The organism is Pradoshia sp. D12, from assembly GCF_008935075.1.
Lineage (GTDB): Bacteria > Bacillota > Bacilli > Bacillales > Pradoshiaceae > Pradoshia.
In genome coordinates this window covers 2,498,112-2,520,488 of the sequence record NZ_CP044545.1, presented here as the reverse complement: position 1 = coordinate 2,520,488, position 22,377 = coordinate 2,498,112, and the positions used below count along the sequence as shown (strand labels likewise).

Annotated in this window: 25 protein-coding genes and 1 pseudogene; 16 read left to right on the top strand and 10 right to left on the bottom strand. The window is 37.8% G+C overall.

The window, feature by feature from the left end:
• Positions 1 to 15: 15 nt before the first annotated feature.
• Complete coding sequence (locus tag F7984_RS12155) at positions 16 to 423, bottom strand: ribosomal maturation YjgA family protein (RefSeq protein ID WP_140461649.1); 408 nt, start codon at positions 421 to 423, stop codon at positions 16 to 18.
• 160 nt (positions 424 to 583) lie between these two features.
• Here F7984_RS12155 and F7984_RS12150 point away from each other — a divergent pair, with 160 nt between their 5' ends.
• The gene (locus tag F7984_RS12150) at positions 584 to 1,303 is read left to right on the top strand and encodes an SGNH/GDSL hydrolase family protein (protein WP_140461648.1); all 720 of its coding nucleotides are present in this window, start codon (positions 584 to 586) and stop codon (positions 1,301 to 1,303) included.
• Positions 1,304 to 1,424: 121 nt separating this feature from the next.
• Here F7984_RS12150 and F7984_RS12145 read toward each other — a convergent pair whose 3' ends face one another.
• Positions 1,425 to 2,390, bottom strand: coding sequence for an oxygen-dependent tRNA uridine(34) hydroxylase TrhO (locus F7984_RS12145; protein ID WP_140461647.1), 966 nt, complete (start codon positions 2,388 to 2,390; stop codon positions 1,425 to 1,427).
• A gap of 213 nt (positions 2,391 to 2,603) precedes the next feature.
• Entirely contained in the window at positions 2,604 to 3,602 is a 999-nt protein-coding gene (locus F7984_RS12140; RefSeq protein WP_139891625.1) for an acrylyl-CoA reductase family protein, read from the bottom strand.
• A 328-nt stretch (positions 3,603 to 3,930) separates the two neighbouring features.
• Between F7984_RS12140 and F7984_RS12135 the strand changes: the two genes are divergently transcribed.
• Positions 3,931 to 4,131, top strand: coding sequence for a cold-shock protein (locus F7984_RS12135; RefSeq protein WP_066107773.1), 201 nt, complete (start codon positions 3,931 to 3,933; stop codon positions 4,129 to 4,131).
• Between the two features lie 182 nt (positions 4,132 to 4,313).
• Here the strand turns inward: F7984_RS12135 and F7984_RS12130 are convergent.
• Together F7984_RS12130 and F7984_RS19410 are read right to left on the bottom strand one after the other, a co-directional pair.
• A pseudogene (locus F7984_RS12130) lies at positions 4,314 to 4,774 on the bottom strand (DUF421 domain-containing protein).
• Positions 4,774 to 5,004: a DUF421 domain-containing protein gene (locus F7984_RS19410; RefSeq protein WP_225983589.1), complete on the bottom strand. Its 231-nt coding sequence runs from the start codon at positions 5,002 to 5,004 to the stop codon at positions 4,774 to 4,776. Before F7984_RS19410 ends, F7984_RS12130 begins: the two are co-directional and overlap by 1 nt.
• 607 nt (positions 5,005 to 5,611) lie before the next feature.
• On the opposite strand from F7984_RS19410, the gene F7984_RS12125 reads away from it, so the two are divergent.
• On the top strand, positions 5,612 to 6,187 hold the full coding sequence (locus F7984_RS12125) for a hypothetical protein (protein ID WP_140461646.1): 576 nt from the start codon (positions 5,612 to 5,614) through the stop codon (positions 6,185 to 6,187).
• Between the two features lie 70 nt (positions 6,188 to 6,257).
• On the opposite strand, the gene F7984_RS12120 is transcribed toward F7984_RS12125, so the two are convergent.
• On the bottom strand, positions 6,258 to 6,434 hold the full coding sequence (locus tag F7984_RS12120) for a DUF4083 family protein (protein ID WP_139063868.1): 177 nt from the start codon (positions 6,432 to 6,434) through the stop codon (positions 6,258 to 6,260).
• Positions 6,435 to 6,608: 174 nt separating this feature from the next.
• Here F7984_RS12120 and F7984_RS12115 point away from each other — a divergent pair, with 174 nt between their 5' ends.
• From F7984_RS12115 to F7984_RS12100, 5 genes are all read left to right on the top strand, one after another.
• A complete protein-coding gene (locus F7984_RS12115; protein ID WP_140461645.1) occupies positions 6,609 to 6,920 on the top strand; it encodes a VOC family protein in 312 nt (103 codons plus the stop codon).
• Between the two features lie 79 nt (positions 6,921 to 6,999).
• Positions 7,000 to 7,308, top strand: a complete 309-nt coding sequence (locus F7984_RS19405; protein ID WP_225983588.1) for a GNAT family N-acetyltransferase — start codon at positions 7,000 to 7,002, stop codon at positions 7,306 to 7,308.
• 27 nt (positions 7,309 to 7,335) lie between these two features.
• Positions 7,336 to 7,476 (top strand): GNAT family N-acetyltransferase, encoded by a 141-nt coding sequence (locus F7984_RS19400; protein WP_225983587.1) that lies wholly within the window; start codon positions 7,336 to 7,338, stop codon positions 7,474 to 7,476.
• A 25-nt stretch (positions 7,477 to 7,501) separates the two neighbouring features.
• On the top strand, positions 7,502 to 7,915 hold the full coding sequence (locus tag F7984_RS12105) for a VOC family protein (RefSeq protein WP_140461644.1): 414 nt from the start codon (positions 7,502 to 7,504) through the stop codon (positions 7,913 to 7,915).
• Between the two features lie 81 nt (positions 7,916 to 7,996).
• A complete protein-coding gene (locus tag F7984_RS12100) occupies positions 7,997 to 8,617 on the top strand; it encodes a TolB family protein (protein ID WP_181162016.1) in 621 nt (206 codons plus the stop codon).
• Here F7984_RS12100 and F7984_RS12095 read toward each other — a convergent pair.
• The 4 genes from F7984_RS12095 to F7984_RS12080 all read right to left on the bottom strand — a co-directional run bounded on the left by F7984_RS12095 (position 8,570) and on the right by F7984_RS12080 (position 13,760).
• Positions 8,570 to 9,085 (bottom strand): VOC family protein, encoded by a 516-nt coding sequence (locus F7984_RS12095; protein WP_140461642.1) that lies wholly within the window; start codon positions 9,083 to 9,085, stop codon positions 8,570 to 8,572. The genes F7984_RS12100 and F7984_RS12095 overlap by 48 nt on opposite strands.
• A gap of 12 nt (positions 9,086 to 9,097) precedes the next feature.
• On the bottom strand, positions 9,098 to 10,060 hold the full coding sequence (locus tag F7984_RS12090) for a fumarylacetoacetate hydrolase family protein (protein ID WP_139891638.1): 963 nt from the start codon (positions 10,058 to 10,060) through the stop codon (positions 9,098 to 9,100).
• Positions 10,061 to 10,386: 326 nt separating this feature from the next.
• Positions 10,387 to 11,601 carry an MFS transporter gene (locus F7984_RS12085; protein WP_139891640.1) on the bottom strand — a complete coding sequence of 405 codons (1,215 nt, stop codon included), beginning with the start codon at positions 11,599 to 11,601 and terminating at the stop codon, positions 10,387 to 10,389.
• A 326-nt stretch (positions 11,602 to 11,927) separates the two neighbouring features.
• The gene (locus F7984_RS12080; protein ID WP_140461641.1) at positions 11,928 to 13,760 is read right to left on the bottom strand and encodes a XylR N-terminal domain-containing protein; all 1,833 of its coding nucleotides are present in this window, start codon (positions 13,758 to 13,760) and stop codon (positions 11,928 to 11,930) included.
• 364 nt (positions 13,761 to 14,124) lie between these two features.
• Here F7984_RS12080 and F7984_RS12075 point away from each other — a divergent pair, with 364 nt between their 5' ends.
• From F7984_RS12075 to F7984_RS12040, 8 genes are all read left to right on the top strand, one after another.
• Entirely contained in the window at positions 14,125 to 15,324 is a 1,200-nt protein-coding gene (locus F7984_RS12075) for an acyl-CoA dehydrogenase family protein (RefSeq protein WP_140461640.1), read from the top strand.
• 98 nt (positions 15,325 to 15,422) lie between these two features.
• Positions 15,423 to 16,373 (top strand): VOC family protein, encoded by a 951-nt coding sequence (locus tag F7984_RS12070; RefSeq protein ID WP_140461639.1) that lies wholly within the window; start codon positions 15,423 to 15,425, stop codon positions 16,371 to 16,373.
• A 14-nt stretch (positions 16,374 to 16,387) separates the two neighbouring features.
• A complete protein-coding gene (locus F7984_RS12065) occupies positions 16,388 to 17,242 on the top strand; it encodes an alpha/beta fold hydrolase (RefSeq protein ID WP_140461638.1) in 855 nt (284 codons plus the stop codon).
• 42 nt (positions 17,243 to 17,284) lie between these two features.
• Entirely contained in the window at positions 17,285 to 18,787 is a 1,503-nt protein-coding gene (gene tcuA / locus F7984_RS12060) for an FAD-dependent tricarballylate dehydrogenase TcuA (protein ID WP_140461637.1), read from the top strand.
• 22 nt (positions 18,788 to 18,809) lie between these two features.
• The gene (locus F7984_RS12055) at positions 18,810 to 19,667 is read left to right on the top strand and encodes an alpha/beta fold hydrolase (protein ID WP_140461636.1); all 858 of its coding nucleotides are present in this window, start codon (positions 18,810 to 18,812) and stop codon (positions 19,665 to 19,667) included.
• Positions 19,668 to 19,694: 27 nt separating this feature from the next.
• A complete protein-coding gene (locus tag F7984_RS12050; RefSeq protein WP_140461635.1) occupies positions 19,695 to 20,903 on the top strand; it encodes an acyl-CoA dehydrogenase family protein in 1,209 nt (402 codons plus the stop codon).
• Positions 20,904 to 20,926: 23 nt separating this feature from the next.
• The gene (locus F7984_RS12045; RefSeq protein ID WP_140461634.1) at positions 20,927 to 21,880 is read left to right on the top strand and encodes a VOC family protein; all 954 of its coding nucleotides are present in this window, start codon (positions 20,927 to 20,929) and stop codon (positions 21,878 to 21,880) included.
• Positions 21,881 to 21,896: 16 nt separating this feature from the next.
• On the top strand, positions 21,897 to 22,367 hold the full coding sequence (locus tag F7984_RS12040) for a flavin reductase family protein (protein ID WP_139891659.1): 471 nt from the start codon (positions 21,897 to 21,899) through the stop codon (positions 22,365 to 22,367).
• The last annotated feature ends 10 nt before the right edge of the window (positions 22,368 to 22,377 follow it).

Here is a 22,377-nt window from a genome sequence, read left to right as displayed (position 1 = left end):
GGCTGATTGAATTTATCATTTATTTGTTTTAATAGAGTTTATTTTCAACCAATCTATGATTACTGCCATCATAATACCCAGTGTATACCGCAATAGATCTATCCACAGAAATCCCTTACCGAGGATTAAAGCCCCGATGGTTGTGTTTCGTATTTGGTTAATCCATGCTGCTTGATACAGCTGGCTGAATTCAATTCCGAAGCTGAATAGGACGCTGAAGCCAAAAGCTAAGAATGGTTTCTTTTGAACGAAAAGAAATCGAAACCCAAAATAGACCATCATTGCCCATAAAGCATCTCCGGCATGCTGAGCTAAAAATGGATGTAGCATCGAACTGTATAGACGGGAAGCCAATCCGAGAATGATACATAGAATAATGGCTGTTAAATAAAAGAATCTACTTATATGGTTGATTGGAGTCATTTCATTCACTCATTTACTATTTTTATATGGACAAATTTTCATTTAAAAGAATATAAACATTAATCAAGTAGTTTTTCAAATATTCTTGATATAATTAAAGTAACAAAGGATTATCATGCTTTGCAACACAGAAACTACTAAGAGATATGAGGGATGGCCTATGAAATTAATATGCTTTGGTGATAGTTTAACTAGGGGAGTATCCTATGTTAAGGGTCGTTTGAGAATTTTAAGAAATAATTATCCTGCCTATTTACAAAAGCTTATGTCAGAGGATAAATTGAATCCAGAGATTAGCCGGGCAGAAGTGATCAATAAGGGAGTATTCAATGATAACTCTGATTTACTTTTATCCAGACTTGAAAAGGATGTTATTCAAGAAGAACCGACCTACGTGATTATTGGGATTGGCGGGAATGATTGTGACTTTGTTTGGAAGGAAGTAGCGGCTAAACCGAATGACGAGCATCAGCCAAAAGTGCCTCTATCACGGTATGCCAATAATTTAAAAGAGCTTATTACCAAATTAAAATCAAATGGAATTACACCGGTTTTAACCACGCTGCCTCCATTGGATCCGGCTCGCTATTATCAGACAATATCCAAGCGTTTCGGTACAGAAGTGAGTCAATGGATATGCAAGGTGGGGGGAATAGCCTACTGGCACAGTAAGTATAATCGAACTGTAAAAAATATAGCAGAAGAAATGGATGTATTCCTGATTGATGTAAGGAATGCGCTGAAAAACAGAGGTCAGTTAAAGGATTTAATCAGTGAAGATGGTATTCATCTGACCGAAAAAGGCTATAAGGTTATGGCGGCTGAGATTTATGATAACTTAGGTAAGCTAGCCCCGCAAAAAGTACTGCAGGAACAATAATTTTGGGGTTATTATGAAGAATTCGAGAGCGGAATAAGGTGATTATAATAGCCGCAGATGAAAAGTTATAATCGTATAATTAAAAGGAGACCTCTCAATCGAAAGGTCTCCTTTAATTATATTACTCAGCTGAAATTAATTCTAGTTTATGCAGTCTTTCTGCAACCTCTTCCTCAGTTAGGTTATGCTCTACAACATAACGATTGCGAGGATGTACACGACATTCATCCGTGCAGCTGCGCATATATTTATGCTCATTTTCTTCACTGCAAAGAATTTGATCGTTACATTCAGGGTTTGCACAATTAACGTAGCGTTCACACGGTTCACCATCGAAGTGATCTCTTCCGACGATCACATGTTCTACTTGGTTAATTGGAACAGCGATTCTTTCATCGAATACATACATTTGTCCATCCCATAATTGACCTTGTACTTCTGGATCTTTCCCATATGTGGCAATCCCGCCATGGAGCTGGCCGACATCTTTAAATCCTTCTCTTACTAGCCAACCGGAAAATTTCTCACAACGGATTCCGCCTGTACAATAGGTCAGGACGCGTTTTCCTTCAAACATTTCTTTATTATCACGAACCCATTGAGGAAGCTCGCGGAACGTTTCAATGTCTGGCTTGATGGCGCCGCGGAAATGTCCAAGTTCATATTCATAGTCATTACGCGCATCTAAAACAATTGTGTTTTCATCCTGTAAGCCCTCGAAAAATTCTTTTGGGCTCAAATACTGTCCAGTTAATTCGTTCGGATTAATATCATCTTCTAAAGATAAATGAACAAGCTCAGGGCGTGGTCTCACATGCATTTTTTTAAACGCATGACCGTCCGCTTCATCTATTTTAAATACAATCCCTTCGAATTGAGGATCGTTCTTCATCTTATCCATATAAGCATTTGTTTGTTCCACAGTACCGGAAACCGTACCATTAATTCCTTCTTTGGCCACAAGTATACGGCCTTTCAGTTCAATCCCCTTACAAAATGCAAGGTGTTCTGCCGCGAATGCAGCTGGATCTTCAATTGGAGTATAAAAATAATAAAGCAAAACTCTGTATGGTTTGTTTTCTGTCATGGTTCTTACCACCTATTTTTTAATATTTGCAAGATACGTATTCAAAAGGTGATTTTTAGATACTTTTCTTACACATCAAAACATTATAACAATTGTTAGTAAAATGTGCTAATTAAACAACTTATTTCCTCTGGAAAATAAAGAGATAGGTGGTTAGTGCATAAAAAAACACCAATTCTTCTATTGAAAAGAATTGGTGTTGAATAGAGTTCTTTAATCCGGGAAAACAACGATTGTTCTGCCGCGTGCTTCACCTTTTAGAAGGACAGGAAATACATTTGGCAGTTCTTCGAGCTTTACTTCTTGCTGGATATGATTCTCATACTGATTGAGCTTTAAATCCGTAGCTAAACGTTCCCAAATTTGTTGGCGTGTATTCATCGGGCATTGTACAGAATCAATGCCTAATAAATTAATCCCTCTTAATATAAATGGGAATACGGAGGAGGGAATCTTCGTGCCAGCCGTCAGTCCGCTGGCAGCAACAGAACCGCCATATTTAATTTGGCTTAAAAGAGATGCTAAAGGTTCCCCGCCAACAGGGTCAATACCAGCGGACCAACGCTGTTTTCCTAAGGCGCGAACCTTACCGTTGTATACTTCATCCCTTGAGATTACATTCGCAGCACCGATTGATTTTAAGTACTCAGCTTCCTCTAATTTTCCTGTGCTAGCTTCAACGGTAAATCCGAGTTTTGCTAAGAAGGAGACCGCGAAACTGCCTACACCGCCTGTAGCTCCAGTAACAATCACAGGACCTTGATCAGGAGTTACCTTATTTTCCTCCAAACGCTGGACGGATAATGCAGCGGTAAATCCAGCTGTACCAATGATCATGGCTTCTTTGAGAGTGAGCCCTTTTGGCAGTGAGACAACCCAATCAGCAGGAATATAAGCATATTCCGCATATCCTCCATCACGGGATACACCGATTTCGTAGCTCGTGGCAATTACCTCATCACCTTCTTTAAAGCGAGTGTCAGTCGATGAAATAATTGTACCTGCTAGGTCGATGCCTGGTACCATCGGGTAGGAAGTCACAATATTTCCATTCGGAATTGTAGCTAGGCAATCCTTATAATTTACACCTGAATATTTTACTTTTATGAGAACTTCGCCATCTTGTGGGGTATGTAACGGTTTTTCTATAAATTTGATTGCTGTTTGTTCATCCTGTTTATCTACGATTAACGCTTTATAGCTTTGATCCATTATTCTTACCAGCTCCTTTTCTTCACTATATACCATTATATAATGAACGTTGAACCGTCTTTGTAAAAGTGATTTTTGATGATTTGTTTTATTTACCATCGCTTTAATAGGTATAATTTTGCAAAAGAGTTTCAAAAAAATCATGATTTGAAGAAAAATTTAAAAATAATTGAGGTAATCGTTTGCACTTCAGTCCAGAACCTGTTATTATTAGGTAGAATTATTTTTGTTTGATGTGGTTGAAAGTTGAACAATTATTGTCGTCTTACGATCGAAAAGCAAGGATAGTAATACAATTGTGTGTTAGCACACTAGGAGGCAACAAAAAATGGAACATGGTAAAGTAAAATGGTTTAACGCAGAAAAAGGTTTCGGATTTATCGAGCGCGAAGGTGGAGACGATGTATTCGTACACTTCTCAGCTATCCAAGGTGAAGGTTTCAAAACACTTGACGAAGGTCAAGAAGTTACTTTTGAAGTAGAACAAGGTCAACGTGGACCACAAGCTACTAACGTTCAAAAAAACTAATCTGATCGACACATAAATAAAACAGATCCTGGTTACAGGATCTGTTTTTCTTTTGTTTAAGCTTTGTTGAATGATTCATTTTAATTTTGCATGAGTATTATTAGTATGTATTTCGTAAGGATTTAGAACTATTGTACGGAAAACTATCTATCTCTACTAGAAAATGTTTATACACAGTGTTTTTATTTAGGTGAAATGTGTATTCCTTCATCACTTTTCCACTCAGCATAAAAAATGCTTTTTAAATCATAACCTTTATTATTCAACTCACTAATTAACCAATTTTCATCAAATCCACATTCTGCTAAATTACCACGTATAATTTTCCCATCGCTAATAAGGGTTTGCGGTAGCACGATTTGTGTTTTTCAGTAAGGTTTAAATCCTCGATTGTTGGATTTTTATATTTAGATTTCAGAGCGATACTTATTTGCCTATTAGATTCTAATATTGCAAATTCAACTTCTCTTACAGAAAAAACACTTTTTTGCCGTAACATGCTCAATATTTGATTTAGATCCAACCTTGCTTTTTTGGCTGCTTTATAATCAATTATTCCATTTCTAATGAATAGAACTGGCTTCCTCTGAATGAAAAATCTAATCTTTGTAAACTTAAGCGTGGCATACTCTAAAATAATCATTAAAAAAGTCCATATTCCAATTGCATATAGGCATATAGATATTTTAAAATACTTACATTATTTTCATAGATGATACGTCCTAAAAAATCATCGAGTAACAGAATAAAAACAAAATGAAATGGTGTTAATTGAGAAATGGAGGTTCTTCCAGTTAAAATGAGTATAATGTTTAGAGATATAAATCCAACGATTACTTTCATTGCTATTAAGCCTAAACTTATCAAATCCACGTTTCTATCCTCCAAAATTCTCACAGTACAGTAATGTTTATCTTCTCATTATGCTTAAAAAAAGCATTGAATATACCAATTAGCTATTACCTGTAATTGCTAATCCAAGATGGTTCTATGGCATTATCCATTATTCATAATATAAAAGTAGAACATTATACAGCTGAGAGAATTAGTGTAACAGGCGTGAAATGTAAACCATATTAAAACGGGTAGATGTACTGGGATATTCAGAAATGAATTTCGGAGGATTAATCCAAGGTGGTTTAAACCTTATTATATCAACTTCTTTTGTGCTGGTATAAGGTAGTTTAGTGGAAGAAATAAAAATGCCCTGCTCAAGGCGAAGAGAGCAAGGCAATTGAAACAGTAAAGCATAAAATAGTATAACAGTTTTAAAGGTTGACTAGATTATAGCATATAATTAAAATCGTGGCTAATATATTTCTCCTGTTAATTTTAGTAAATTCATTTTTGTCATGTACGTTGCTAAATAAGTACTAGTTTTCTATAATTAAATGGATATATATGGAGGTGGATTATACTGAGACCTAAGCTTACTAGAAGTAGTAGTGTCCAAGCAATAGGCAGGAAAAAAGGAGGTTGCATGAAACGATTCAGTTTGTGGTTTACTTTCCTATTTGTCGTTATCAGCATTTTCAGCGCTTGCTCCACCAACACACGTCTAGAACTGGTCAGTGCAGAAGCAGATATTGTGAATGATAAAAATGAAACAGGCTCCACTATTCTGCAAGAAGGTGAGAACGCAGGAAAAGAAGTCGTGCCCACATCCCTGTATTACACATTTGTGATTAAAAATGTAGGGAATAAAAAGGTTGGAGACGTAAGTAAAGGAGTAGGCTTGACGGTTAGGATTGAACCTGCCGAAAAATTAGTAACGGCTTCTCATAAAGTGATGGGCTTTAATATTTTTGAACCGGCAGATTATGATGGTTCAGGCTTGGGTTTCGGCTATTCCTATACTACTAATATTGAAGAAAAAGAAACAGGAGAATTCACCATCCATTATGATTTAGGCGTTGAAGAAAAAACAGAGGAAGTTCTTTCAGTACCTTCTGTAGACAAGATAGAACATTTAAAAGAGAACGCACTGGAGGCAACTTTAATTGTATCCTTGGGCAAAGAAGAAATAACTCGTTTTGATTTGAGTAAAAAGAACTAGTAGCTGTCTTGGTTTTGTTTAGTAATAGCTTTATAAAATGATCCCGCAAAGAAAAACATAAAGGCCCGGCTTATAAACCGAGCTGATTTTTAGTTGATTGCTCTGACAGTTTATCTAATTTATTTTCAATTCGATCTAGCTGTTCCTTCCGTTTTTTTGAAGAACGAAAGAAAGATACAATCATAACAATAAAAAAGATAACAACTAAAATTGAGATTAACTGAAAAATGATGTCACCGATGTTCAATATAAAATCCACCTCACTTTAGAATATTATACCATTTTGATGTAGGTACTTTCGCATGAATCTATTAAGTTAAGAGTAAATAAATCATTTATCACCTATATGTGTGTTTTGCCCTCTGAAATGTTATATAAAATTTTTGTAATATTATGAACTCTTAAAGGGGGTGATATATTCTTGGTAGCTGAAATGACCTATCAGGTCCGTGTGGCTGATTTTGAACAAGGCAGGAAATGGTATGGAGTATTTTTGAACAGGACACCAGATCTTGAGCCGCATGCTGATTTTGTGGAGTGGGAGATAATTCCCGGGGGTTGGCTGAAAGTCGCTAAAGGGGCACCGGCTGAAGGAAGTGATCCGCTTCGGCTTAAGGTTACATCTATAGAAAAAGAAAGACAAAGAATGATAGAAGAGCTGCATATTAATTTTTTTGAAATCTACTGCCGTGGAGAAGTACCAGTTAAATGGGCCACATTTACAGATCCATAGGGAAATCGTTTAGGCTTCTTTGAAAATATGAACGAAGGAATGTAGCAACCTAAATACAATTAGATAAGAGGCAAAAAAGATGGAGTATTTATTAAGAAAACGTACCGAAGAGGATATAGAGGAGTTCTTATCGTGGACGTACGATGATATGTATTCGTTTTACGATAATTCGATTCAACAAGAAAAGATAGATGGCTTTAGGCAAAGTGTTCAGAAAGAACGAGAATTATCGGTAGTAAATGAATGTGGGGAGCTTGTAGGTAACTGTGAGTTTTTTGATGTAAGTGATGAGGATGAAGCAGAGATACTGGCAGTTGGAATTCAGATGAAGCCCTCTCTGACTGGAAAAGGACATGGTCCCGCTTTCTTCCATGCCATTGTGGAGTAAGGGAGATCCCTTTTTCATTATCACCATTTGGAATTGGCGGTAGTCGACTTTAATCACCGGGCCATTAAAGTGTATAAAAGAGAAGGATTTCAACAAGTAGGAGGATTCATGAATGACATACGAGGAGAATCATATCGATTTATCATTATGGCGAAGGATTGGGAATAAATAGATTGATTACAGGGGAGATGGGATGAAAAATAAATTTATAAGAGTTGGTACAACTTATATTCCTGCAAGGAATGTTAAAGAATCTTCAGCATGGTATGTGGATAAGCTTGGAGCAGAATTAAGCTATGAAGATGAGGATAAAGCGATTATTAATCTTGCAAATCAAAGCTTTTTCCTTGTTCAAGCACCAGATGGTGAAAGTTCTAATTTTATAGATAAGAATGGAAATGAACGCTTTTCGATTACCTTTGAAGTAGATGGATTGGAAAAGTTAACGGAGCTTCATATGGAGTTAACAGAGAAGAATGTAAGGGTAGGGGACATTGAAGATCGAGGGCACCCTGGACGGAATTTTGTTTTTTATGATTTAGATGGTCAAGTATTTGATGTCTGGAGTGAATTAAGTCCAGGATTTAAGGACAACTATTTGCTGTAGGTTGTTATCTATCATATGTTTTTCATAATGTGGGTTAGATGGATTGGGTATCACAAAAAAATGAATATGAGGAGTATGTCTATGTTTACATTTCCTAAGCCAGATGTAGAACAATTGCTGCGAACCGTTTCCATAATTGATTTTGCTGTGAGTCCCGATGAAAAACAGATTATCATCAGTACCAATATAAGTGGAAAATATAATCTTTGGGCGATGAATATGCCTAATGCCTTTCCATATCGGCTGACCTTCAATGATCAGCCATCTGAGTATTTACTGTATGACCCAAAAGGAAGATTTGTTATAGCTGGCTTTGATCATGACGGTGATGAGAATACTCAATTTTATGCCATGCCGACATATGGCGGTGCCTTGAAGGAGCTAGTTTTTCAAGAGAATACACGTAATTTTCATCCGTTTCTATCGAAGGACGGCGAGCGATTATACTATACATCTACCAAAGAAAATGCGTCTTTCCTCAGTAGCTATTGCTTACAAATGGACACGGGGGAAGAGACAAAAGTATTTGATGGGAACGGAGGCATTACCATTCTAGCGGAAGTGAGTGAGGATGAATCCGTTATTCTCTATACCAAACAATTTTCTAATACTAATTCTCTATATTATGTGAAAAAAGCGGATGAAAATATCCTGCTAACTCCGCCAACTGATGAGGAGCATACCGTTAGTGATAAAACCTAAAATATGGTGGTAGAAGTCCACCGTTTTCTTCGCATCTTTTACGCTGATTGATAAGTGGTCCAATTTAGTAGGAATAATACCGGATGTTGCGTATCCGGGAGCGCTGTAGTCTATACTATGATATAAAAAAATGCGGTTTCCATCCCGATCATGCAACTGCAATTGTTCAGGTATTCCAACTTGTCTATCATGGACAAGCTCACTTACGATTCCTACTTCTTCTAAAAGGGATTGAACGTATTCTAATGATACTTCAGGATTTACTTGCCATCCGATTCCTTCCATGAAACTTTCGTTACTTGGTTGAATGACAATATTATGATGTTCTGCACCTGTACTGATATAGGCAACTCCGTCTCCTCCGCGTTCTACAAGCTTACATCCGAGAACAGTGATATAGTAATCGACCATGGCCTCAACATCTTTCGAAAAAAACGTCACAAACCCTAACCGGAAAACTGGAATCATGTGGACGCCCCTTTACTTTACAGCAGCTGCCTGTATTATTTTATTTTCTTGTACCCCTAAATCAATGGAACCATCCGTGCTTTTTATTTCGAGAAGCATGATATCTCCAGATTTTAAATAACCATTGTTTTGTTGAGTTTCAATAAAATGGTCAATTTTATCCTGATGTGAAATTGTATTATCATAAATATGGTTGATGATTTCAGAATTTAAACGAAGACATACTCCACCTGGGGTACCTGTTAAAATTAAATCACCAGTTTTTAAATTAAAAATCTCTGACATCTCAGTCAGTGTTTCCGTCGGTTTAAATAATAATTGATCAGTTAAAACCCTTTGACGTGTTTCACCATTTATTTGTAAATGTAATTCCAATTGATTCAAGTAAGGAAATTCATCTTCATCGAGTAAATAAATATATGGTCCCACCGGACAAAAACCACGATAACTTTTTCCTTTGAACCATTGCTGTTCCAGAATTTGAACATCACGCGCCGAAATATCATTGGCAATCACTATTCCAGCAATATAATGGACTAAATTATTTTCTGTAATTTGGATGGGCTCAGTAATGTCAGTTTTAATAATTAATCCCAGTTCGATTTCATAATCCAATAGTTGAACATGAGTTGGGCAAATAATATCAGCAGCGGCAGATGTTAAGGTACTGGATGCCTTTGTGAACAATAAGTTATATGGTGGCTTTTGCTTAGTAAAACCAGCTTCTTCACGGTGTACGCTATAGTTTGTACCCTGACAAAATATATTTGCATCATCTGTTACGGGTGATAGGATTGTGATTTCATCTGTATAAATAATTGTTCCGGTGTGTTTTGCCCGCTCAATTGCCTCTCGACCGTTAGATAGTAAGTCATGTAAGGTTTCAGCCTCGTGTTCAACAATGCGGATTTGTTCACTGAAAACACCCCAATATGTACGGTCTGATTGTTTGAATCGAAGTAATTTTGTCCCCATATTTTGATAGCCTCCCAGAAAATAATTTGTTTGTTTAAGTGTAGATGATAGAAAAGGCACTTAACTAGAATAAGAATTATTGAAATACATAATGAAATTAAGTAAAAATCATTGAATCAATCTAACTGGGGGAAGAACTTGGCTTACCGTTATCTGATTATGCGACTGGACAAAATACCAAGGTTGGAGGGAATTGGTAATATCGTTTCTCGGAATTCCACATTTACGGAATTACTCGGCAATAAAGTACTATAAAATAAAAATGATCACATAGAGACTCTCCTTATGAGATCATTTTTATTCTCGAATTAGGTAAATACTTACCGTTAAATAATATGTGTGGTCTTTGAGGTTGCGTTTGATTGTGAGTCTTTTTCTTTGATGAGAGTCGTGACCGCAGACCAAGCAATCGCTAAAAGGAATAGGCCAATAGATGCTAGAAGCAGAGTGAATCGGCCGTTTTCCTGGCCTGTTATATTAAGTAAAAACTGGTACATAAACGAACTGGTAATACCACCTAATCCTTGGGCCGCAGCAGCGAATCCTACAAAGGAAATACCCTTCGCAAGGTTTGACAATTCAGATACTCGGGCGAGTACGCCTGGAATCACAATTCCTAATCCCATTCCTCCAAGAAAACTAGCCATATTGATCATCATTAAAGTGTTTGCATAATAACACCATAAGATACCAACAGCGGTTAGTAAAATTCCAAAGGGAATATTGAAGTTTGGCCAAAGTTGGCGCATGGGACCAAAGAAAAGTCCGACAACCAAGGTACCAAAGGTGAATAAAGAGATGGCAAAACCGGCCTCCGTAGCATTCCCAAGGTTTTCCGCTTGGATGATAATAGAAATATTTGTTACATACCCAAACACCAATGCTGTGAAGATAACTTGGCCAATCGTAAAACCATAAACGGTTTTTGGTGCAGAGAACAGGATCTCTTTAAAGGATGCATTGTGTACTTCTTGTTTTTTAGGCTCAGGCAAATATAAGAAGGTGAGTGCTAAAATCAAGATCGGGAATAAGTAAACTAAAAAGCCAAACTGCCAATTGTACGCATCAGCCAGCATACCTCCGACTACCTGGAAGAAAATCGCTCCGATACATGCAACTGTGGATGTTCCCAAACCAATTAAGAAATCACGATCACGACCATCAAAGAAACTTGTGATAATATCAACCGATAATGGTAATGTAATGCCGACTCCAAGTCCCAATAGTCCACGGAAGGCAATAATTAAAAAGAGATTATCAATGAAAAATGGCATGATACCGCCAATGATGAAGAAGGCTAGTCCTGTAAATAATAATCCTCGTTTTGAGTACTTATTAGCCAGTTTCCCATAAAGCAATGAAGGTATTATTTGAAAAAATCCTGGGATAGTAGCAATTAACATGACTACCGACGGATTGTAGTTTGGGAACGCTTTAATTAAATCGGCCATGATAGATCCTGCAACCCCGGCAGCAACGTCCTGAAATGCAATTAAAACAATTAAAAATTTCAAGAAAGCAGTACTCTTTGCCTTCGCCATCTTTTAATAACCCCCTGTTTTACTATTTCTATACGCAAGCAGCCTCACTACTATCCTCTTGTTATAACAACTCATGCGATAATCGTCATGAAGGTGAGCAGAACTCCTTACGTTTAGATTACACTCGATATTAGCACAGACAATCGAGGCATAAATCAATGATTTTTAGGGGAAAAATTCATTGATTTTGTAAAAAGATATTTGTTTTTTACTCCATTAAATAACGAAAAATCAATATGGCAAAGAGCATAAAGGTGTAAATTAGACTATTTTAGAAAGTATATAAAAATCTGCGTATTTCACTAAAATTTATTGAAAAAAGAGAGCTAATCAATTTCAATTTCACCAAGAATAATTAGAGAGTTTAAGAGCAACATCAACTCAAAGGAGTGCTTGGAATTTCTTAAGTCTTTTTGTAGTAGTTCTTCTAGCTTTTGAATTCGATAGACTAATCCGCTCATGGATAAATTCAAGTCCAGCATGGTTTGTTGCAAATTCCCGTAATTGTTTAAAAATGCGTAAAGAGTTTTAAGAAACTCCTCTTTTTTATTTGGCTTCAATGATAGGATGGGCTCTAATTCACGTTGCGCGATTTCGATAATGATAGAGCTATTAGTTTGGTTAATGATTGATCCCATCACACTTGTATCTTCAAAATAAATGATATCACTGGCTTTATTGACATTAAGTGATGTAATGGATTGCCGTTTTGCCTCTGGAATATCGTCTATATCATGGATAGCCCGGCTTAGTCCAATACGGAATTCATGGTTTTTGAATGTACGATGCAGGTGTTTTAATATATTTCTTAGTATTTCTTGTGTTTTATCAATTTTTGGGAATAAAAACGTCACTTCTTCCTGAAATTCTGTAATAAATATAGGGATTTGATGCATTTCTAAATAAATAGTAAAAGACTGGATTATTTTATTAATCATGATGGAATCTTTAATAGGAATGCCCTTTTTGGTAATGCGTAAGTTTCCAATATAGAAGTCTTCATTTAAATCTATCTGGAGTAAATAACTGCGATAAATCATATTGCTTTTGGAAGTATACTGCTGTTGTAAAAGTTGCTCGAAAAAATACGCTTTCATGTTCTCGATTGCTTCTAAGCTCGACTTTTCATTCAAATAACATAGTGATATGGAATTAGCAGCACGCTGTAGAAAATTCATTTCATCTTTGAAGTTATGGTCAGTTGACCGATAAATAAACGAAATATATCCAATAATTTGGTTTTGGACATTTATGGGGCTGATCAGGCGAATATGTTTTTCGCAGTTTACTTGAATAGAGTGCATCGGCTCAAGATGCTGCATTAAAATCTTCCCTGAACGTGTTTGAGGCATCTGGCTGGCAAAATCTAAGGTTAACTCATTTAATTCTTCTTCAGTAATTCCAATTAAGTGATGGGTATTAAAATTTAAATCCTGAAGGATGACTGGAACGTTTAAATTATCATAGATTGTTTCTAAAATTTGTTCTATTCGCATACCTTGGGCGATTCCAAGGGTTAAGTTGTTATGGAATGAAGATACCTTCTCGGTTAGTTTTTTCTCTTCATACAATTGTTCATATGTCTGGTTTAGTTCATCAATCATACGGGATTGGTGAATTTTTTTAAATTGTGCCTGTGTTGCTTCATCCCAATTCTCAATCATGCGCATTTCAAAGGCACATTCATCATCCCCTCTAGCTTTACATGTGACCTCTACAATATAGATTTTACGTTTGGTTAAGTAGGATGTGTAACCACTTGAATAGCCTGCTAATGTATGGCAAATACAGGTTTGGCTTTTTCCGAAATATTTGGTGTGTTCAGTTACTTCGTAAGAATTGATCCAAACCCCCTTTGCATGCATAAAACGAACCGTATCATCGGGATTCAGCTCTAAAATGCGATTGGAGATTAAATCTGTAATTTGTCCGGAATTGAGATGGTAACCTGATGCGCTATCAAGCTTTTCACGCAAACTTAATGGACGCTGTTCTACTTCTTTGGCATGAGTGACCCCGATATTCCATCCATAACGCTGTAAGAAAATCTTTGCATGCTCCAAACCTAATGTTTCTATTAATTCTTTTCGTAATAGTCCAATCGTATTGGCTGTTGTAAAAAGTTCTTTATCTGCTATATTAGTAGAATTTGTTGTCATAAGAATACCTCCTCTAACTAATAAATACTTAATTGAAGCGCTTACAGTATATATTAGCAGATATAATTTTAATTTTATAAAAATTTTGAAAATACTTTATCTAAAATCCATTAGTGCAAAGTGCCTAAAAGATAATCGGTAAATTTGAGGTGATATTTTTCTATATGCCAGATTGAAGGAATGCCAGATTAGGAGGGGAAAGGCCATGGGATTAGAGGAACTGATACAGATAATACCATTGTATTTTATTTATGATTCGGTAGTTTTTATTGGAAATAAGGTTGAAAATTCAAATAATTTAATCAGACTTTTATGAAAGTAGGTTTGATAAATTAAAGATACATTCAGATAAGGAGTTGAACATATGGATACAATTTTAAAAGAAACAGAATTGGATCTTATGACAAAAACGAAAGCGGTTGCAGATGATATTCGCAAACGTGTTAAGGAAACTGAAGAAATTCGCAGAATTCCAGAATCGACTATTAAACAATTAAAAGACAATCAAATTTTCAAAATGCTTCGCCCTAAACGATATGGTGGACTTGAAGTCAGTATTCAAACATACAGCCAGGTTATTGTTGAAATTTCAAAAGCCTGTGCGTCTACAGGATGGATTGCCTCCTTATGCGCAATACGAGAAATGATGGTGGCTGAATCATTTACAGAAAAAGCTCATTTGGAGATTTTCGTAAACGATCCTGAAGATGTATTATTTGCCGGAGTGTATGAGCCACGTTCTTGTGAAGTGAAAAAGGTTGATGGCGGTTACCTCGTTGAAGAAGGACATTGGATGTTTTGTTCGGGATCTTTACATGCAACATGGGGTTATTTTGGCATGTATTTGAAGAACGAACAAGGTGAAATTGAAAAGCAGTTACTAGCAACTCTGCCGTTTAGTGTATTGGAAATAGAAGATGATTGGAATACATTGGGGCTTCGTGGTACTGGTAGTAATGCAGTCCGTATGAAGAATGTTTTTATACCCGATCATCGTTGTACATCCTTTGTAGACATTTTAAATGGAAACTTTCAATCAGAGCATTTACGGGATATCCCATTATATCATTCTGCTTTGTTTCCATGTTTAATTTTATCGCTTGGATTGCCGGGATTAGGGGTCGTAAAAGAGATGCTTGATAAGTTTCATGCTAGTTTGCCGTATCGTACAGCCCAGCATATGGGGGTAAAAATGATTAAGGATGCAGCAAGCACGCATTCATTAATTGCTGAAGCAACTTTAAAAATCGAAACAGCCGAAATTTACTTAATGAATATTGCCAAAAAAATTGATGAATGGGCAGAGAAAAAAACAATTATGCCAAGTGATGAGAGATTAAAAGTACTGGCAGATATCGGCTATAGTAACAAATTAATGAATGAGGCAGTACAACATATTTTAGCAGCAAGTGGATCAGGATTTGTATATGATGCGAGCCCAATGCAGCGATTGATTCGTGATTTTATTACATTGCATTCCCACCGTTCATTGTCGCCGGTTATTACCCAGGAAAATTATGGGCGTCAGCTTGTTGGTCTACAACCTAATGCGGTTCGTTATTAAGTAAATTTTATTGAAAAATAAGCAGTTATTAGTGAACTTTTTATATAGTTTACCAGTACTTAGTTCCTTAATATAAAAAATGAGGGGGATTCTTACTCGTGGGACCGCGAATTGCCCAATTAGGTTATGTTGCTCTTGAATCTTCCGATATTGAAAAATCGGTGGATTTTTTTCAAAACATCATTGGTTTAGAGCTGACTGAAAAAGTAGGCGAACAATACTATTTCAGAGCCTGGGGAGATTTTCAGCATCATACATTATCAATCTCACCCGGCATTAAGGGCAAGGTGAAGCATATCAGTTTTCGCACCAAATGTGCAGAAGATGTGGATTCGTTTGCAAGCAGACTGAATCAAAAGGGCTATGAGATTGAATATGTGCAAGCTGGAACGACACCTGGTATTGGCAGAGCGATTCGATTTATGGCAGCTTCCGGGCATAGAATTGAATTGTTTTATGATGTCGTAAAGACAGAGGTAGAAGAACATCGACGTTCTGTGCTCAAGAATCAAACGTATAAAGCATGGGCAAAGGGTATTTCACCAAGGCGTTTCGATCATGTCAATATTCATACAGCTGCGCCGGAGAATACAGCTTATGATTTCTTTATTGAAGAATTAGGATTCCGCATGAATGAATGTATTGAAACCGAGGATGGGAAAATATTGGCGGGTTGGATGAGCGTTACTCCATTGGTGCATGATGTCGCACTTGTTGCTCATGAATCATTGGAAACAACAGCACGCTTCCATCATATCTCCTACTGGTTGGACAGTTCAGGGGATTTAATGCGGGCAGCTGATATTTTAAAAGAACATGACCTGAAATTCATAGGACTAGGTAAACATAGCATTTCGCAGGCTATCTATTTATATGTTATTGATCCGGGAAGTGGATGCAGAGTTGAATTATTTACAGGTGGATACTTAATATTTGAACCTGATTGGGAAACAGTGGTTTGGCGCCCGGAAGAAAGGGCTTTTGGCAATACGTATTGGGGAGATAGCATTACGGGAAATCCGTTAATTGTTCCAACAATTGAAGCATAGGGAGGCATGGGTAAATGGCAATGACAAAAGAGGTAACCATTACATCAAAGCATCTGAAAACAGGTCATTATACAACATGGATAAACGAAGCTGGTAAAGGAAATGCAGAAACCATTTTATTTTTACATGGTTCTGGACCAGGGGTAACATCATTGGCTAACTGGAATTATGCATTACAGGAATGCGCTGATTCTTTCTATTGTTTAGCACCAGATTTATACGGTTTTGCCCAAAGTGATCATCCGGCTGAGCCATTAAAAAATCGCCAAATGTGGATGGATTGTTGGATTGAACAAATCATAGAGTTGCTCGATTATTACGAATTAGAGAAAGTGCATGTTGTTGGAAACTCCTTAGGCTGTTCTATAGCCCTGGAATTGCTGTTGGAGTATCCAGAGCGTTTTGACCGAGTTGTCCTGATGGGGCCGGGTGGTACACCAAATACTAAACTAAGTTTTGAGCTGGCACGTGCTAAAGCATTTTATGATAACCCGTCAAAAAAACGACTTCAACAAATTATGGGCTGGTTTGTCTACGACAAGGAAGCAATGCAGCCAGTCATTGATGGGCTTACGGATTCCCGATATGAAAATGCAATGCGTGAAGAAGTTCGCCGTTCAAACAATTCTATTTTTTCAACGGCTGCTGTCCCAGTCCCAACCGTGGCATTACGCAGAATTAAGAACCAGATCTTACTGGTCCATGGCCGTGATGATCAAGTATGTTCGATTGAGTCAAGTTATTATTTATTAGAGCATCTAAATGATGCCCAACTCCACGTTTTTAGTAAATGTGGGCACTGGACACAAATTGAAAAGAAAAATGAATTCAACAATCTTATTCAGCAATTCTTTAAAGGTATTTTATGAAACTCTTATTAAGCGCTTACAAGATGGATAGGAGTGAATAAAATGAGCGAAGCAACAGACATTGTGGTGGTTGGGGCTGGAAATGCTGCTTTGTGTGCTGCGATTGCGGCAGCAGAAAAAGGAGCCCATGTGACGGTACTTGAAATTTCTTCAGAAGAAGAAAAAGGGGGAAACACGGCTTATACACATGGTTCGATTCGCTTCGCCTACAATGATGGAGCACAGGTTCGATCGCTAATGCCAGAAATGACAGATAAGGACTTCGAAATAACGGAGTTTGGGACATATATAGAAGGAAAATTTTTTGATGACTTGTGCCGGATGTCCAATTATCGCACAGATTACGATTTGGCTTCCATCATGACAAAGAAGAGTTATGAGACTGTACTATGGCTAACAGAGCACCATGTGAAATGGCTTCCGATTTATGGGCGCCAAGCTTATAAAATGAATGGGAAATTCGTGTTTTGGGGCGGCATGGTCATTGAAGCTGTGGGTGGAGGAAAGGGCTTAGTAGATTCTCTGCATAATGAAGCCAAGCGTTTAGGCATAACGATTCATTATAATACAGCAGCGGTCGAGCTTGTCACTGAGAATCGGACGATTGAAGGTGTGATTGTCCGTTCGAATGGAAAAGAGCGCAAAATAGCTTGTCAAGCAGTCGTGCTGGCATCCGGCGGTTTTCATGCCAATGTTGAAATGCGAACAAAGTATTTGGGGGCTGGTTGGGATACTGTCCATACACGCGGCTGTAAATACAATGTTGGTGACGGCCTGCGAATGGCCATGTCATTAGGTGCACGAACAACCGGCAATTGGTCTGCGGCACATGCCGTAAGTGGTGATCGATACTTAGCTGATTATAAAGAAGGGTTTCAAAAATTGAGCTTTCCATTCGGAATTATGGTCAACAAGGATGGCAAGCGTTTTATTGATGAGGCTGCTGATTTTCGCAATTATATTTATGCAAAAGTAGGACGTGAAATTTTAAAACAACCGGGTCAGCATGCATGGCAAGTGTATGACGCTAGAGCTAAACCTTATTTACGTGAAGAATATAATGGTCGTCATGTTTCAAAAGTGGCTGCAAATACACTCGAAGAATTAGCAGAAAAAATGGAAGGCATTGATGCCGATAGTTTTTTGAGAGAGATTGAGAGGTATAATGACTCGATTGATCAGAATATACCATTTAATCCAAACCAGTTAGATGGGAAAAAAACAACAGGCCTTTCTGTTCCTAAATCAAATTGGGCGAATCCAATTGATGAAGCGCCGTTTGAAGCATACGAAGTTACGTGTGGAATTACCTTTACTTACGGCGGTTTGAAGATTAACAAACGAGCGCAAGTGATCCACAATGATTTCACGCCTATTGAAGGCTTATACGCAGCCGGTGAAATAGTAGGGGGATTATACTATGACAATTATCCTGGCGGAGCCGGTTTAACCTCAGGTTCTGTATTTGGAAAAATTGCTGGGGAGAATGCGAGTCTATATAGTACGAAACGAAAAAATAAGATGTCGATTGTGAATAAAATGTAGTTGTAAACAAAGGAGGATTCTTATGACGATTTTACAAAGAAAAGTGAAAACCGGAGATTATGAAACCTATTTTCATGAAGGAGGTTCGGAAAATAAAGAAGTTGTGATATTAATTCATGGTTCCGGACCGGGGGCAAATGCAAAAGCAAATTGGCAATTTGTTTTAGAAGATTATGCGAAAGATTTCCATGTCATTGCACCTGATATAGTTGGCTTTGGAGAAACGGATCATCCTGAAGTATATCCAGAAAACGGAGTACAGTGGATGTCATGGCGTATCAAACAAATTTTAGATTTAATGGATGCTTTAAATATTGAAAAAGCGAATTTAGTCGGCAATTCACTCGGTGGCGTCGTATCCATGTATTTAAATATGCAGGCTCCGGAGCGGTTTAACAAAATCGTATTAATGGGCGCCGGTGTATTGTTAAAGGAGCCGACACCTGAATTACTAAAATTAACAAACTTCCACTTAGATCCGAGTAAAGAGAACTTACGCAATCTATTAAGCTGGTTCGTTTATGATTTAGATAAAATGGAGGATTTCGTGACCCAAGTGGTCGAAGCACGTTTTGAAATGTTCCAGCGTCCAGAAATTTTCCGTTCTTATCGTGAAAACTTTACCAAGTCATCCTTAACCGAAATGCTGATTCCACAAACGGCACTTGAGAGAATGAAAAATGAATTTTTATTAATCCATGGTTACTACGATCGGTTTGTTCCTTTACAAAGCAGCCTTTACGCTTTAGAACACTTACCAAATGCCGAACTGCGCGTATTTAAAAAATGCGGCCACTGGGCCATGATTGAGCAACGTGAGGAGTTTTTACACGCAACCAAACATTTCTTTACAAAGGATAAAACGCAAGTTGAAATTTAAGAATATTCAAAAAGTGGGGGTGAACTTATGAGTGAAACTATAGTAAAAAGAGAAGAAATCAGCGAGGTATTAATCGAAAAGGCGCGTTCGCTGCAAAAGCAATTACGTGATGCAACCCTTGAAATTGATCAAACGAGCAAAATATCAGACGAGATTATTCAGGCGATACGTGAGAACGGATTACTGAAAATCCTTCGACCAAAAATGTTCGGAGGCTTTGAAACAGATATGCGTACGTATTTTGATGTAGTCACAGAAATTAGCCGCGGAAATCCGTCAGCCGGCTGGTTCGTATCGTTAAGCAATATTCGTGATTACATGATTTCATATGCATTTGGGCGCGAAGCTCTGCACGAGATTTTTGGACCGAATCGTGACCAGGATGTCGTTCTAGCCGGGAACTTCAAACCGATTCGTATTGATATTGAAAAGGTCGATGGTGGTTATTTTATCAAAGATGCACAATGGCCATTTGTTTCTGGATCTCCATATGCAGACTGGTTCTACTTTGGGGCACCGGTAGATGATGGGAATGGCGGAGTAGAAATGGCGATTTTAGTCATCCCACGGAGAGATGTAGAAGTAATGGATGACTGGAATGTAGTTGGTTTACGTGGTTCAGGCAGTAATAGTGTAGTAGTCAAGGATGTCTTTATTCCTGACCATCGTGTGTCATTAGATCGACTGGCACAGCAAGGTCACTATATTATTGAAGAATTACAGGGGAATCCATTATATCGAACGCCGTTTGTGCCATCCTTAACCTTGTCTATTGCAGCCCCAGCACTGGGAATTGCCCAAGGTGGATTTGATCTACATAAGGAGCGTGTGTCAAAAGCAAGCATTGGAAATACCTTTTATTCCAAAATGAGCGAGGCTGCCGTGACACATTTACAAATTTCTGAGACTGATATGAAACTGGAATGTGCTCGCATGCTGTTTAATCAAGCTATCAATGATTTAGATGATTATTCAACACGCGGACAGGATTTCACACAAAAGGAAAGTATTCGAATCAAAGCTATGTTTGGATATGCCAACCAGCTCTGCAAAGAAGCTTTTGATCTCATGCTTGCAGGAGCAGGATCTGTATTTGCTTACAATAATAATGTATTCCAAACCTTTTATCGTGATTTTATTTCTATGCATTTACACGGCTTCATTACTCCATCGAGTTTATTAGAGACATATGGACGCACTATGTGTGATTTGGAACCAAATACGTATTTTGCTTGATTGATAAATAGGAGGTAGGGAAAATGAGTAAACCGGAAATTTCAAAATTAGGGCATTTTGGATTAGTAAGTACAGATTTAGAGAAATCATTATGGTTCTTTAAAGAAGTTATTGGTTTGGAAGAAACAGATGTTCAGGATGGTGTGCATTATTTGCGTGCTTGGGGGGATTTTGAGCATCATACATTAACGATTCGTGCAGGAGAAGAATCCCATTTGGATCATATTGCCTGGCGTACAAAACGTCGTGAAGATGTGGATCTATTTGCGGAGCAGTTGCAAAATAGTGGTATGACAATCGAATGGGTAGAAGAAGGGGCAGAAAAAGGACAGGGGAAGGCATTTCGCTTTAAACTCCCTAGTAATCATACATTTGAAATTTACTTCGATATGGAAAAAACCTTGGCTTCACCTGAAACACGTTCTGTATTAAAAAACCAAACACATAAGTCTTGGAATCGTGGGGTTTCACCCCGAAGGATTGACCATGTTAATCTATTAAGCTCTCTTCCGGCTAACGAGCTATCCGGTTTTATGCAAGAACACTTAGGTTTCAATTTACGGGAATATGTAGAAGCACCGGACGGTACCTATGTAGGTGCCTGGTTAAGTGTGACACCGCTTGTCCATGATATTGCATTTAGCTTTGATCCGAATTCACCATCCACACATGAAGTTCACCATATTGCCTATTGGTTGGATAACGCACAGGATTTATTGCGTGCAGCTGATATTTTGAAGGAGAATGGAATTTACTTCAAAGGACCAGGGAAGCACGGAATCTCGCAGGCTATGTATATTTATGCCATTGATCCAGGCAGTGGGGTAAGGCTGGAGATCTTCACAAATGGTTATCTCATTTTTGAACCGGATTGGGAGCCAATTCGTTGGACAGTCGAAGAAATGGAGATTGGTTTCACCTATTGGGGAGACCAAATGGACGCCAATACTGAAAACAATCCAACCATTAAAGCATAAAAAGGAGGTTAACCAAATGGATGATCGTTTATTTCGAAATGCAATGAGTAAGTTTGCTACGGGCGTGACCGTCATAACAACAGAGCATGAAGGACAGGCTCACGGTATGACAGCAAATGCATTTATGTCCGTCTCACTCGATCCGAAATTGGTTGTCATTTCAATCGGTGAAAAAGCGCGTTGTTTAAATAAAATCCGTGAAAGTAAACAGTTTGCGGTCAATATTCTGGCAGAGGATCAACAAGACTATTCAATGATTTTTGCTGGACAGAAGAAAGACGGTGCTGCTATTACATTTGATCGATTGGCGGATGTTCCGGTATTAAGCGGTGTTTTGGCACAGATTAGTTGTGACGTTGTTTCAGAGTATGTTGAAGGAGACCATACCTTATTTATTGGTAAAGTCCGGGCAATCCAGCTTGAAGATAAAAATCCCCTTGTATTCTTTGCGGGGCAATACAGGTTATTAGAGTCTGTAACCGTTTAAGGAGGCCATG

Excerpts from the sequence above, each read along its gene's own strand:
- F7984_RS12150 (WP_140461648.1), top strand. The coding sequence starts at position 584 with ATGAAATTAATATGCTTTGGTGATAGTTTAACTAGGGGAGTATCCTAT.
- F7984_RS12040 (WP_139891659.1), top strand. The coding sequence starts at position 21,897 with ATGGATGATCGTTTATTTCGAAATGCAATGAGTAAGTTTGCTACGGGC.
- F7984_RS12080 (WP_140461641.1), bottom strand. The coding sequence starts at position 13,760 with ATGACAACAAATTCTACTAATATAGCAGATAAAGAACTTTTTACAACA.
- F7984_RS12135 (WP_066107773.1), top strand. The coding sequence starts at position 3,931 with ATGGAACATGGTAAAGTAAAATGGTTTAACGCAGAAAAAGGTTTCGGA.
- F7984_RS12090 (WP_139891638.1), bottom strand. The coding sequence starts at position 10,060 with ATGGGGACAAAATTACTTCGATTCAAACAATCAGACCGTACATATTGG.
- F7984_RS12075 (WP_140461640.1), top strand. The coding sequence starts at position 14,125 with ATGGATACAATTTTAAAAGAAACAGAATTGGATCTTATGACAAAAACG.
- F7984_RS12155 (WP_140461649.1), bottom strand. The coding sequence starts at position 423 with ATGACTCCAATCAACCATATAAGTAGATTCTTTTATTTAACAGCCATT.
- F7984_RS12050 (WP_140461635.1), top strand. The coding sequence starts at position 19,695 with ATGAGTGAAACTATAGTAAAAAGAGAAGAAATCAGCGAGGTATTAATC.
- F7984_RS12145 (WP_140461647.1), bottom strand. The coding sequence starts at position 2,390 with ATGACAGAAAACAAACCATACAGAGTTTTGCTTTATTATTTTTATACT.
- F7984_RS12140 (WP_139891625.1), bottom strand. The coding sequence starts at position 3,602 with ATGGATCAAAGCTATAAAGCGTTAATCGTAGATAAACAGGATGAACAA.
- F7984_RS12055 (WP_140461636.1), top strand. The coding sequence starts at position 18,810 with ATGACGATTTTACAAAGAAAAGTGAAAACCGGAGATTATGAAACCTAT.
- F7984_RS12095 (WP_140461642.1), bottom strand. The coding sequence starts at position 9,085 with ATGATTCCAGTTTTCCGGTTAGGGTTTGTGACGTTTTTTTCGAAAGAT.
- F7984_RS12125 (WP_140461646.1), top strand. The coding sequence starts at position 5,612 with ATGAAACGATTCAGTTTGTGGTTTACTTTCCTATTTGTCGTTATCAGC.
- tcuA (WP_140461637.1), top strand. The coding sequence starts at position 17,285 with ATGAGCGAAGCAACAGACATTGTGGTGGTTGGGGCTGGAAATGCTGCT.
- F7984_RS12065 (WP_140461638.1), top strand. The coding sequence starts at position 16,388 with ATGGCAATGACAAAAGAGGTAACCATTACATCAAAGCATCTGAAAACA.
- F7984_RS12100 (WP_181162016.1), top strand. The coding sequence starts at position 7,997 with ATGTTTACATTTCCTAAGCCAGATGTAGAACAATTGCTGCGAACCGTT.
- F7984_RS19405 (WP_225983588.1), top strand. The coding sequence starts at position 7,000 with ATGGAGTATTTATTAAGAAAACGTACCGAAGAGGATATAGAGGAGTTC.
- F7984_RS12105 (WP_140461644.1), top strand. The coding sequence starts at position 7,502 with ATGAAAAATAAATTTATAAGAGTTGGTACAACTTATATTCCTGCAAGG.
- F7984_RS12045 (WP_140461634.1), top strand. The coding sequence starts at position 20,927 with ATGAGTAAACCGGAAATTTCAAAATTAGGGCATTTTGGATTAGTAAGT.
- F7984_RS12085 (WP_139891640.1), bottom strand. The coding sequence starts at position 11,601 with ATGGCGAAGGCAAAGAGTACTGCTTTCTTGAAATTTTTAATTGTTTTA.